Genomic DNA, 12030 nt, shown 5'->3' with positions numbered 1-12030 from the left:
ACTGATTTTTCTGGCTATTTTTCTGATTTTTCATCCCACCGTATGGGTGATACACCTTCGATAAAAAAATCTGAAAAAATCAACACATTAGACTCTCTCACTACGATTCAACTGCTGAATTTAGGATAATTTATGCATATAAAAAACATATAAGAAAAAAAATGATCCCTCTGCTTAATATTTAATTAATATATTTTGGGTATTATGTCACTACGATTGGAAGAGGGTATATCATGTTTACTAAATTAAATAAATTTGCAAAACTATCCAGAAACTTATATTTAGGCGCCAATACAAGTATTGTGCGGTTTTATTCTGATTATAATTGGAAGAAGTTCAACGAAAGTTCTTGTTCAATTGAAACAGTACTATTATCAGGTAGAAAATCATTTCCAGATATATTTCAAGATGATTCTGTTGAGTTTACAGCATTAAAAAACTCAGTCCAGAAGAAAGAAGAATTAACACAAATGCTGAAAGGTTTTGGACGTTACAACGGTCACGAAGGGTCATCAATCGGTAATTTGATGGTTTTTGAAACGGAACGACGCTCCTTACAACTCACAGGAGCTTTAATTCCTCTATTAGTAAAAACCCCTCCTAAAAATAATGATTTTGGTCAATTTGTACGAGAGTTCCATGCACAACACATAGTTCCTGAGCTTCCTGTTCTAAACATGTTGATGCAGCGGGCAAAATATTTTGATTGGGTTCATTCGATTGTAACTAATAGCGATACAAAAGCGGAACATCCACAGATACATCATTTTTTTAACCAAACCAAAGCGGAACTCATAAAACGAAGAGAAAAAGAGACTATTACTTTATCTGACTCTGAACTAATGGAGTTAGCTGTAAGACGAGTAGCAGATGCATTGCTTAAACAAGAAATGGATAAACAATTATTTGCTATTACAGAACACAAAATTGAGTCCCTTATTGATACAGGTAAGCTTGAATCATTGCCATTAGTATCCGCAATTGCAGCGAATACTTTTATTGGTGCACCAGAGCCTTTAACAAGTTATCCAGAGCGTTTTACAGTATTGATGGCCGGAGGACCTGGAAGTGGTAAATCGATTTCAACAGAAAGCTTTGCTTTGCAATTAAAGAAACAAACTGGATATGCATTAGACGAGCTCGCACTTCTTACTGTTGATAGAAAGCGAACCATTTATTATGATGATGAGTGCGTTAAGGGAACTCATAAAAAGCATATTGGAACATTAACTCATGATGAAGCTGTTGTGACTTATAACATGAGTGGAGAGTTCTTATTACTTCGTATGAATCAGAATAAAAAAGTACCTAATGTATTCAAAGAAATGTGCAATATATGGCCTAGTTGGCTTGATATAGGCTTAAAAAAAGATGGTACTTATTTAATCACTGTCTCAACAAGAAAGCCCGAGAAAGCAGTTGAGGGTGTTATTAAAAGAGGAATTGAAAATAATGATTTTGTTACTCCTCCAGAGTATGTATTAAGTTCATATCGCAGTGTTAGTGAACGATTTCCACTCGTTATTCAAGAAAATCAGTCTAAAAAGGTGATTATTAGTGTGATAAATAACGAGCTTGCTATTGAGAAAAAATTCAGCAAAGAACAGGATAAAGAACAAGAGTTTGAGGAGAATAAACCTGCTGTTGTTGTAGATTGTGAAACCAATACAATCTATATAGTAAATCTATTACAATATGTAGATTTCATTAATCAAAGCCAACTCAATAGTAAAGCTACTAATCTTCAAGAACTTTACCAAAACGCAGATCTTTCAATTTTAAGTAGTATTAAAAGAGTAATTGATCCAAGCAAATTTGGTTCTGCTAAAATTGCTTTTGTTCGTCCAGATGTTACATCAACAGCAATTAATAATTTAGAGAAAAATATTGTCGCTGTTGTTCAAGAAGGAACTCTTGACGTTTTAGATGAAAAGCACTTCAAGGATCTGCATTTAACTGCACCGGAACACTTTGAAGTCTTAGATACTTTAACCTCTAAAAAACCTTCAAGCTTCTGTACCATATTGTAAGAAGCAATACCAGGGACGGTTTTCTATTTTTTAATAGTTTTTTAATGTCGGTCCTTGAGCATCTGTTGAAGAAGTATTTTCAAGTTCTTTCACAATCGTTTGGACAGGCCTACTTAGTTGATCATATTCATTTTTTTTAACTAAAGACCAATCCATTTGTTTAAAAGCAGAGGGTTTTTTAATTATTTTACTAAGGGTATTCGGGGTGATCAATCTTTTAAAAAACATCATGAGCAATTCCTTTTCTAAAATATGATTACAAGATAATAAATTTTTATAAATAAAAAGCAAGTTTTATATCTAAAAATATTTAGGGCTAGGGCGCGTTGACAATTTTTACATTCACTCTTTATGTATGAGATCCGAACGATGTGAATCCATTTGAACTAACATGAGGTTCATGCAACCTCTTAGTGAAAACAAATTTACCAACAGACAAAATTATTGTTTCTTTTGTGGATTTAATTCATTATTATCAGGGATAGGGTTTTTATCCAATTCTTTGGCGATTGTTTTTGTATTTTCGCTGAGTGTCTTTGTTCTTTTTTTATCAGTTGTTACATTCCAGTCAATCGATTTGCTAAAGCCCTTTCGTATCTTATCAGTCATTTTAATTAACTCCAAAGCACATTTCGGTCAAAAAATGATTTATTTGTATATCTTAGCAAAGTATTAAATTGAATTCATTACAAATGCATAGATAACATAATTATTAGAAAGTTGTCATCATCAACTTCTTTCTGTATTTATAATTTATCAATAGGTTAAGAGTTGTATCCGGTATCAATTCAGTGTATTTTATTTTTATTTAAAGGAGCAGTGATGATAGGGAAGACTCGACAAACGATCATTGGTACTATTTTTCTTACTGGACTCATGCCTTTGCAAGTACAAGCAGCACCATACAGTGATGAAACCACCTCATTAGGACCACAAACAACCCAATTAAGTTCTGATCCTAAAATTCAACAGTTATTAAAGGATGAGGAACAAAATATAGCTGCAGAATTTCCTTATAGGATTAATTTATTTACTCAGGGACAAATTGATAAAAATAGTGCTGGAATTAGAATTGCTGAAACAGCAAATCAATTACAGGCTAATAACTCAGGATTACTTTTCTATTATGAAGTAGTTAATGATGCTATGAGAGTTCCGCACTGGCATTCTAATGCAACAGAAATAGGTACGGTACTTAGTGGAAAAATGCGCGTTACTATATGGGAAGGATCAGGGAATACAAAGACTTATACAGTTGAAAAAAACGGTACTTGGATAATTCCTATAGCGAAACTGCATTCATTAGAAAATGTGGGCTCGGAAAAGATGAAATTCCTTGTTGTTTATGACTCTCCTATTGCAGCAGATAGAGATTTCTTAACTGCTTGGGCATCATTACCTGATGCGGTGCTTGCACGCGCCGTGGGACTTAAGGAAAGTGATATAGCTGGAATTAAAAATACAACTGTAAATAAATTAAGCGCCTTTGATCCAGCAGCATCTTCAATAAAAGCAGATACATACAGCGTACTATCAAATAGCTTTATAACTACCAAGCCGATATATCAATCTGATTTAGGATCCATTACACGGATTGATCCAACGGTTAATCCGCATATGAAAGCAATGGCAATTCAAAGAACAATAATGAAGCCTAAGGTATTACGGATCCCACATTGGTATACCTCTGGGGATGTCTTATTATTCGTACTCAAAGGTGAAGCATTCTTTACTATGATGGATAATGATGGAAAAGTTTATCACTCAGTCATTCATCCCGGAGATTTGATTTCAATCCCTGTAGGAAATTTCCATAGTTTCTTAAATATTGGTAATGATGACTTGGAGGTTTATGAAGGATTTAATCATGTTGATCTAATCAATGAAATTACTCTAATGAATGGTGTTCAACATTTCGATGTGGGTACAATTGAAGGTGCTACAGGGTTGAGCAAAGACCTTGTTAAGAAAATTAATAAGGATAAGGTTGAATCATATATGATGAAGTTTTAATTTCGGAACAAAGAATAATGGAGCTTAACTACAAAGATGCAACTAAAAATATTTATGAATGGCGGATGTTTGGTTGGTTGGCTCTTTCTATTCGATTTGTTCAGGGTTGGATTTTTTGGGGAGGAGGATCTCGGCGTTTTATTTATGCTCCCCAAAAAATCGATCCTTATTCAACTCAATGGATGGCAAATAAAATTCAATCTGCCATGCCGGGTGCTTTATTTGATTTAAGTCCGGTAGTTAGCTTTTTATTGCATCATTTTACTTTTCTTTATGCAGCAATTATCTTATTCAGTTTAGTGGAGCTTCTCAGTGGACTTGGACTGATATTTGGATTTTTTACCCGCGCCTCTGCCATGCTAACGGTATTTATTAGTATTGTCCTAATGATATTATTTGGTTGGCAGGGAAGTACTTGTCTTGATGAATGGACCATGGCGGTCTCAAATTTGTCAATGGGTTTAACTTTATTTTTGACGGGGGGCACAGTCTGTTCTATTGATGCATGGATTATAAAACGTCACCCACAATTAGCGCAGAAATCGTGGTTCCAATTTTTGAACAGTGGTCCATGGGCTTATGCAACGATTAAAAAAACTGCCTTGATTTTTTTTATCTTTACTGCGATCTTTAGTGTGGGCACATATAACTATTATCGAGGTGCGGTGTTTACACCTTACCATGCAGGCCCCGTTAATCCGGATGTATTTCATCTTGATTTAGCTAGGGGACAACTACAAAAAGATGGAACAGTCCATTTTACTATCACGGTAAACTCAGGTCCGAGTAGTACTCCCAGCTATATTATGCGCATAGAGCTGCTCAACAACACCAAAGATGAGGTTGAGATTTGGACAGCAAGCCAACTAAGTCTTTTACCACAATCTGCGATTCTTAATAGTTATGATTATAATAAAATCGGCGTAGATATGTATGGTTTAATTGCACCGGAAAGTGCCAAAGCAGAAATCACCTTACCTCCAACAAAGATAATAATTCTTCCATCTGGACATTACTTTTTAAGAGTTTACACAATAGATGGGAAACGATGGGATCTGAAATTAACTGGACCTCCTAACCAATAAAATGGAATAATTAGCCCATTTATTCAATCAAATTAAATTGATATTGTATGAAATTAGTGAAATATTAATCGGGTAAGAAACATAAAAATGAATCACTCCACTTTTTGAATGCTTTGTTACGACCTTATTGATTACCAAAATAGGTTTTGTATAAATTCAGATAAAAATCAGTCTTATCAATTTCTAGTAATTCCTTGTTGATATTATTTATTAAATCTTGTTTGTCGGGAAGCCCCACAATCCCTATGCCATATCCAACAAGATGGGGTCTGTCAATAATTTTAAACCGGGCAAATCCATTTTCGTACCAATAATTAACAATTTCTTGATGAGCAAATGCAGCATCCAAAAAACCGTTCTCTAAGTCACGAAACATATCTTCAGTAGTATCGTATTGTTTAATTTGAAATTGATTACTAAATTTAAATTGCAAATATTCACCAAAAACAGAATCATCTTGATTGTTCTTAACCCCTACGAATTTTCCTTTTAAATCGGATATGTGTTGCAGATTACTTTGGGGTGGCACAACAAACACGCCATGATTTAGCAAGTAAGGTAAACTAAATAAATAGGTTTCTTCTCTTTGAGGAGAAATTACTATACCACTAATAGCTAAATCAATCGTTCGGTTTTCTAGTGCAGGAAATAATTGTTGCTCACCCATTCGCACAAAAGTACATTTGAGCTTCATCCTTTTGCAAAGCGTGTTCATCAATGTAAGATCGAATCCTTCATACTTATTGATAATGAAAGGGGGGTTATAATAAACAATTCCAATCTTAACTTCAGCACAAGCATTGGAGATGCAAAAAAGAAACAGCGTAATATATAAAATGAAACGTAGAAACATTTCTATTCTTCATGGAACTGTTATTACTTTAATATTAGACAAAAATTGAGCAAAAATGACAACTTGATTGAGTTTTTTCTCTATAACTGAAAAAAATGCCATGCCTGGTGGCAAACAACTATTCAAAGGCGAGATCGTGGAATAATTCACGAAAAGCTAATTATTTATCATTACCAAAATAAGTTCTATATAAATTTAGATAGATGCCATTATTTTCAATACCTTGCAGTTCTTTATTAATCTTCTCGACTAAATCCTGCTCTTCAGGCATAGCTACTATGGCTACACCATCTCCAACACTCCTGGGCCGACCCAATACTCTAATATTGGCTAGACCATTATTATTCCAATAATTTGCATAGGATTCGTGAACAAATGCAGCGGATAAAGAACCATTCTCTAAAGCATTTATCAGAGCATCAACAGAATCATATTTTTTAATCTTCAATCGATTTTGAAACCTGGTTTGCAAATAGTCGATAAAAACCTCTCCATTGAGGTCATTACTGGCGCCAACCTTCTTTCCATTAAGATCGGTTATCTGTTTCAGATTACTTTGTTTGGGAACGATAAATACACCTCGACTACGTAAATAAGGCAGGCTAAATAAATAGTTTGCTTCTCTTTGAGGGGAAATCATGATACCAGCGATTATTAGATTAACCTTTTGATTTTGTAACGCTGGAAATAATTCTTTCTCATTCATTTGAGTATAAGAACATTTGATTTTCATCCTTTGACAAAGGTAATTCATTAAATCAATATCAAATCCTTGATATTTATTAATAATAAAAGGAGGATAATAATGTATAGTTCCTATTTTGATTTCAGCATGGACAGTTGCAATACTAAGAAAAAATAACAAGATATATGAAATGACACGCATAAGTATTCCATTTTTTGTAACGTATTATTATCCTACTTGACAGTTTATCAGTAATTGTATTTATTGTACATGTATGATTTGTAAAAGTTTTTAGCTGATTATCACGAGGGACTCTATGGACTTTAAAGATAAAAAGGTAGTAGTTACGGGAGCGAACCGCAGCATAGGGCAAAGAATAGCTTTGGCTTTTTCTGAGCAAGGAGCTGATGTGGTCATTAGTTATCATAATGACTCTAAAGGTGCAGAGGAAACCGTTCAATCCATTAAAAAAATAGGGAGAAATGCTCAAGCCTTCCATGTTGATTTTTCTGAAATGCATCAAGTTCCAATTTTTGCTGAACAAGCAATTAATTATTTAGGACATGTGGACATATTAGTAAATAATGCTGGAATGTCATCTCGTGAAACGATATTTGAATTGCCTCCAGAAAAAATGCAACAAGTTTTCCAGGTAAACAGTATTTCTCCACTTTATTTAACACAGCTTTGTGCTAAGAATATGACAGAAAGAGGAAATAAAGGGTGCATTATAAATATTTCATCAATAAGTGGAACTATAACCATGCCTAAAGGTATTGGTTATGGAGCTTCAAAGGCAGCATTAAATAAATGGACTAAACATGCTGCTCTGGATTTAGCAAAATATGGAATACGAGTAAATACTATTGAACCTGGTGTTATTGAGGCGGGAATGAATGAAGATACTGCTGCTAGCAACCCAGATTTATGGAGCTATTTGCTGAGCAATATTCCCTTAAAAAGACCAGGCACACCAAATGATATTGCACATATGGCTTTATTTCTTGCTTCGGAAAAGGCTAATTGGATTACTGGTAAAGTCTTTGAAGTTGATGGGGGCCATGTTCTCTAGATCAGTGTCATTAATGCTGAAACCATGGTTCATCTTATTAGAACCTATCCGAAAAATCGATCTGGATCGGGCTATACCACCGATTTTTCGGATAGGCTTTTACACTTCCATTAAATTGATCTATCAGGTCAAACCCAAGACTCATTGATCTTATAATATTCAAACTGGAACTATAATATAACATGACCAATTTTAATTTATTGTGGATAGTGGAGAAAAAATTATGAAATCAAAAGAAGACAAGAATCAAGCCGTCATTACATTTCTATTAGCTATGAAAGAGCTAAAAAATAAGATTAAGACGAATAAGGACACACCTCCAGTGTTATCGCCTCAGGCTATACCACCAAAATGCGTCCAAAAAATGATTGCGGAATATATCATGTCAAGAAATTTAAAAGAAGTAGCAGAGGATTTGCAATCAGTTACATATTTTGGCTCCGGCAAAGACGGTGATATAGCTGCTGAAATATTTCTCATGGGAGTAATGAAACTGATTTTAGCTATAGAGGCTGCTACTGCTAATAATTCATGGGAACGAGAAAGGATGTATACTGATCTTATTTGGAATGGGGACGAGTATTCTTCTTCATTACGATCTAAAATCAACTACCTATGTCAAGACAGAAAAAAAGATACAAAAACAGGTAAGATGTTTGCTATTGTCAAAGAGGCTTTAGAGAATATAAGTCAATTCTCCAATTGCGAACTAATCATCGAAGGACAAAAAACTCGAAGTGAAAGATTAGCAGAGCTATTCATTGAAATGAACAAATATATTGAAGATTACAAACCTAGAACACCTCAGAAAAGAATTAAGGAATTGAAAGAGTTTATTGATTACGCATACAAGGAAGAACTCGGTATTTTTGATTTTTCGGATAAAAAAGCATTGAATGAAGTTCGTACACTACTAACTAACTTTAGTCAAGATGAGGATATAGAAGCATTAAAATCAGGCCTTAATAAACTTTCAGCTTATTCCAATGTTGCTAAATTTATCCAACAAAATTTGAGCGCTGCATTAACTGATGGAATTAACTTAGATAACAAATGGAAAACTGAAAAGGAAAAACAAAAAACAACAAGCAAGCCTTTTTCATTTTGGCCATCTTTTTCATCTGACAGTGACTTTGATGATGTTAATCCAAATCCAAAAAAAGGGGGGCCCAGTATGTAGGGGAAAAATGTTGCTTTATTTACACCGAAGGCTTTTCATAGTCACAAACCATCAAAATTAACTACATGGCTATGTCAAACAAGTGTAGAAGAAGTGGGATTTCTTTCTAAAGAAAATAATAAGCGAATAGTGTACAGGCAGAAAGAATGGAAATTTCCATCCCCCGCAGTGTAAGTTATCTTACTTTCTTAAAACTTGTTGCATAGGCTTGACTAATAGGAGCTAGTTCGTGGGATTTTAATCCAAGCATTACCAATAAAGTTTATTGTCCTATTCACCTCATTGTTGATTATTAAAAATAATCGGTCTACTTTATTCATTACTCTTTTAAATAAAGTGATCATTTTACATTTACGCTTAAAGCTTCGGAACAAATATAGACCATGGATAAATTTTTTTGGTTCTCTCTTCCCATTACTTTGATGATTGCTTATTTGCTTTTTCGCGCCGTCATTGGACGTCCAATGAAACGAAGAGACATTAATATGATCTCAGCAATTTATTTAATTTTTTATCTGCTCATTACCGCCGGATTGGGGTTATTTTGGGTAGCACGAATGGATTTACCGGCTTTTGATTTACATTATTTATTTGGTTATTGTTTGCTGTTTTTAGTTGCTGTTCATCTTTGGTTTCAGTTCCCACTCGTTCTTATGTGGCTTAAAAAGAATAGTCCTTCTGTTTTTCTTGACGAAACAGGTACCCAATGGAAACCTTCGGTCAGAAAGATCGCTCTAATTAACCTAATTGCAATCAGCTACTTGGTTATTACTGTTATCGTATATGAATTTATGACCCCAGCAACTACAACTATTATTGAAAGTAATCCAGAAATACCGAACAGCCAACGTATTTGGTTTAAATCCAGAGGAGAAAAAATAAACTCTATTAACTATATTCATCATCAAGGAGATATCACGCGTCGTGGTGGATTTCGTCCTCGATTTAATTTTTTCAAACCTGATGAATTTAAAAGTTATCCTCATCATCCAGTTGTTGTTTTGCCGGAACCAGGCAACCGTTCAGGGACATCTCTTACCCAGGGTTTGTCCCAAGAAGTATCAAAATCTGCAGTAACTTTAAATATACAGAGTTTATCTAATGTACTTTACTATGCAGATGGGGTGACCAAAACACTAAACTATCCCGGAGGACAATTATTATTACGGGCTGCCGCATCTGCAGGTGCTTTATACCCCAATGATTTGTATGTTGCTGTAATCAATGTGGAAGGACTTAGTCCAGGTATCTATTATTATCATCCGGCAAATCATAGTCTGACAAAAATTAGTAACCAAGAATCACTTCAATCTCTTTCTGATGCCAGTCCTTACAGGGACATCCATGTAAACGCTTCGGCCATTATTATTATTGCATCCAATTTTGATCGTACTAATTGGAAATATTATGAGCGTTCTTTCCGATACATACTGCCAGATGCAGGACATATTTTGGGTAATCTTACTCTTGTAGCATCATCAATGCAGATTCCTTATATAAGCACCGCTTTTTTTGACGATGAAAAAATGAAAAATGTTCTAGGATTATCACAACAAGATGAGGGTGTTTTATCCATGGTTGTACTTGGGAAGAACAAGCTAACTGCACTTACAGAAATACCACAATTTACAGTAGCAGATTTACCTAAGGAGATTCAAGATATTGAACTAACTCGTCTTTCATATCAAGTAACTTCGGTGCAATGGAAAATAGGGACTAGGAACATTCCAAAAATCAACATGAAAAAAAACCTCAATGAAATACCAGCCGATGACGCATTGATTCAATTACCCGATGGTTCGGCAGCAGATGAGGATGTTTTTAGCATTATCAAAAATCGCAGATCATTTCGGCAGTTTTCCAAACAAGAGGTTAGTCTTGAAGATTTTACTGGGATACTTCAACAGTCATTTGCTCCGCTTAGGAATCCACATATTGTCGAAGAGGGTAGGAGGGTTGAATTATATACTATTGTTAGCAATGTAAAAGGCTTATCAAAAGGTGTATATCGATATATTCCTGAAAAAATAGCTTTGGAGCAAATCAGAGCTGGCAATTTCTCAAAAAGGATCTATGAGGCTGGACTTTCTCAGGAGCTTCTTGAAAGAGCTGCTTTTGTTATCGCATGGAGTATTGATTTGAATAAGATAGGCCTACTCCATGGAGAAAGAGATTACAGATATGCTAATTTAGAGTCTGGCATAGGTGGAGCAATCACTTATCTTGCCGCACAAGCGCGTGGACTAGGTACTTGCGCGGTTGGCGCATTTTATGATGATGAGTTGCGAACTATTCTCAAAATTAATGGAACAGAGAAATATATAATATTATTAACTGCGGTAGGACATAAATAGAGCCTGTTGACAACTTGTAAACTGTTTTTATTTAGAACCTGGACCCGTATAAATAGGGGTGTGACAATCATTGGAACGAAAAGTTACTCTAAGCAGTTATCATCGCGAAAATATTTTTCATAAATTTTGAGTCATGACACTCCAAGTAGTTTCTTTCCATCTTCTCGTAATTCACCTGTTAGGCCTATTTGAAGAAAACCGCGAACGATGAACAAATCGATCCGCATTTGTTTGAGTTTTTTGTATATCAAAAAATGTATCACCGGTTAGATAAAAATTTGCTCTGTTGTAACGATAGCGTGACCTATTGTGATGTTGATCATGATTTGGTGGCTGAATCAGTGGTTGATGATGCTGAAAAAATTGCCAATGAATTTGGCTATAAAAAAATACCTGTTTATTGCGATGAACGTTTAGATGAGGTTCTGGATGAATTAGACCGTGCATGGGAGAGAACAACCAATCGAATTAATCGTGACGAAAATCAGTCCTTCAAAATTAAAAAAACGAAATCTGTAAGATTGGTTGCGAATTGCATCATTGCGTATAACAGCATTATTTTGAACATTGTGTATGAACAAATGCTCGCCGAGGGTGTAAGTCAGGAGCTTATTAATAAGTTTGCCCGGATTTCACCGATTGCATGGGCGCATATTGCTACTGGCAAGTACAATTTTAAAAAGAGCAACGGTGAAATTGATATAACAGCGATGGTAAATGCGTTTGAAAAACATTTAAAACAACATTTTTGGAAGGTC

The 12030-nt window shown here is 34.7% G+C and carries 11 protein-coding genes; 7 read left to right on the top strand and 4 right to left on the bottom strand.

The annotated features are described in order from the left end of the window. The first annotated feature begins 233 nt into the window (after nt 1-233). On the top strand, nt 234-2030 hold the full coding sequence (locus Lgra_RS09795; protein ID WP_058499067.1) for a hypothetical protein: 1797 nt from the start codon (nt 234-236) through the stop codon (nt 2028-2030). A 30-nt stretch (nt 2031-2060) separates the two neighbouring features. Here Lgra_RS09795 and Lgra_RS09790 read toward each other — a convergent pair whose 3' ends face one another. Beyond that, nucleotides 2061-2261 carry a hypothetical protein gene (locus Lgra_RS09790; protein ID WP_058499066.1) on the bottom strand — a complete coding sequence of 67 codons (201 nt, stop codon included), beginning with the start codon at nt 2259-2261 and terminating at the stop codon, nt 2061-2063. A 210-nt stretch (nt 2262-2471) separates the two neighbouring features. Beyond that, complete coding sequence (locus tag Lgra_RS17995) at nt 2472-2639, bottom strand: hypothetical protein (RefSeq protein WP_165482859.1); 168 nt, start codon at nt 2637-2639, stop codon at nt 2472-2474. A 213-nt stretch (nt 2640-2852) separates the two neighbouring features. Here Lgra_RS17995 and Lgra_RS09785 point away from each other — a divergent pair, with 213 nt between their 5' ends. Both Lgra_RS09785 and Lgra_RS09780 read left to right on the top strand, forming a co-directional pair. Next, a complete protein-coding gene (locus Lgra_RS09785; RefSeq protein ID WP_058499065.1) occupies nt 2853-4043 on the top strand; it encodes a cupin domain-containing protein in 1191 nt (396 codons plus the stop codon). A 17-nt stretch (nt 4044-4060) separates the two neighbouring features. Next, the gene (locus Lgra_RS09780) at nt 4061-5128 is read left to right on the top strand and encodes a TQO small subunit DoxD (protein ID WP_058499064.1); all 1068 of its coding nucleotides are present in this window, start codon (nt 4061-4063) and stop codon (nt 5126-5128) included. A gap of 124 nt (nt 5129-5252) precedes the next feature. Here Lgra_RS09780 and Lgra_RS09775 read toward each other — a convergent pair whose 3' ends face one another. Further along, nucleotides 5253-5981: a transporter substrate-binding domain-containing protein gene (locus Lgra_RS09775; protein ID WP_058499063.1), complete on the bottom strand. Its 729-nt coding sequence runs from the start codon at nt 5979-5981 to the stop codon at nt 5253-5255. 160 nt (nt 5982-6141) lie between these two features. Then, the gene (locus Lgra_RS09770) at nt 6142-6867 is read right to left on the bottom strand and encodes a transporter substrate-binding domain-containing protein (RefSeq protein ID WP_058499062.1); all 726 of its coding nucleotides are present in this window, start codon (nt 6865-6867) and stop codon (nt 6142-6144) included. Between the two features lie 115 nt (nt 6868-6982). Between Lgra_RS09770 and Lgra_RS09765 the strand changes: the two genes are divergently transcribed. The 4 genes from Lgra_RS09765 to Lgra_RS09750 all read left to right on the top strand — a co-directional run. Beyond that, on the top strand, nt 6983-7738 hold the full coding sequence (locus Lgra_RS09765) for an SDR family NAD(P)-dependent oxidoreductase (protein ID WP_058499061.1): 756 nt from the start codon (nt 6983-6985) through the stop codon (nt 7736-7738). Nucleotides 7739-7961: 223 nt separating this feature from the next. Then, nucleotides 7962-8918, top strand: a complete 957-nt coding sequence (locus Lgra_RS09760; RefSeq protein ID WP_058499060.1) for a hypothetical protein — start codon at nt 7962-7964, stop codon at nt 8916-8918. 383 nt (nt 8919-9301) lie between these two features. After that, a complete protein-coding gene (locus Lgra_RS09755; protein ID WP_058499059.1) occupies nt 9302-11272 on the top strand; it encodes a SagB/ThcOx family dehydrogenase in 1971 nt (656 codons plus the stop codon). Nucleotides 11273-11460: 188 nt separating this feature from the next. Then, nucleotides 11461-12030: Tn3 family transposase (locus tag Lgra_RS09750; RefSeq protein WP_131743515.1), on the top strand; the 570-nt coding region annotated here is incomplete at its 3' end.

The organism is Legionella gratiana, from assembly GCF_001467695.1.
GTDB lineage: Bacteria > Pseudomonadota > Gammaproteobacteria > Legionellales > Legionellaceae > Legionella > Legionella gratiana.
This window is presented reverse-complemented; position numbering and strand designations above follow the sequence as displayed.

What these genes read in the sequence shown, in the direction of transcription:
- Lgra_RS09765 (WP_058499061.1), top strand. Translation starts at nt 6,983, where the DNA reads ATGGACTTTAAAGATAAAAAGGTAGTAGTTACGGGAGCGAACCGCAGC.
- Lgra_RS09760 (WP_058499060.1), top strand. Translation starts at nt 7,962, where the DNA reads ATGAAATCAAAAGAAGACAAGAATCAAGCCGTCATTACATTTCTATTA.
- Lgra_RS09780 (WP_058499064.1), top strand. Translation starts at nt 4,061, where the DNA reads ATGGAGCTTAACTACAAAGATGCAACTAAAAATATTTATGAATGGCGG.
- Lgra_RS09785 (WP_058499065.1), top strand. Translation starts at nt 2,853, where the DNA reads ATGATAGGGAAGACTCGACAAACGATCATTGGTACTATTTTTCTTACT.
- Lgra_RS09795 (WP_058499067.1), top strand. Translation starts at nt 234, where the DNA reads ATGTTTACTAAATTAAATAAATTTGCAAAACTATCCAGAAACTTATAT.
- Lgra_RS09775 (WP_058499063.1), bottom strand. Translation starts at nt 5,981, where the DNA reads ATGTTTCTACGTTTCATTTTATATATTACGCTGTTTCTTTTTTGCATC.
- Lgra_RS17995 (WP_165482859.1), bottom strand. Translation starts at nt 2,639, where the DNA reads ATGACTGATAAGATACGAAAGGGCTTTAGCAAATCGATTGACTGGAAT.
- Lgra_RS09790 (WP_058499066.1), bottom strand. Translation starts at nt 2,261, where the DNA reads ATGATGTTTTTTAAAAGATTGATCACCCCGAATACCCTTAGTAAAATA.
- Lgra_RS09770 (WP_058499062.1), bottom strand. Translation starts at nt 6,867, where the DNA reads ATGCGTGTCATTTCATATATCTTGTTATTTTTTCTTAGTATTGCAACT.
- Lgra_RS09755 (WP_058499059.1), top strand. Translation starts at nt 9,302, where the DNA reads ATGGATAAATTTTTTTGGTTCTCTCTTCCCATTACTTTGATGATTGCT.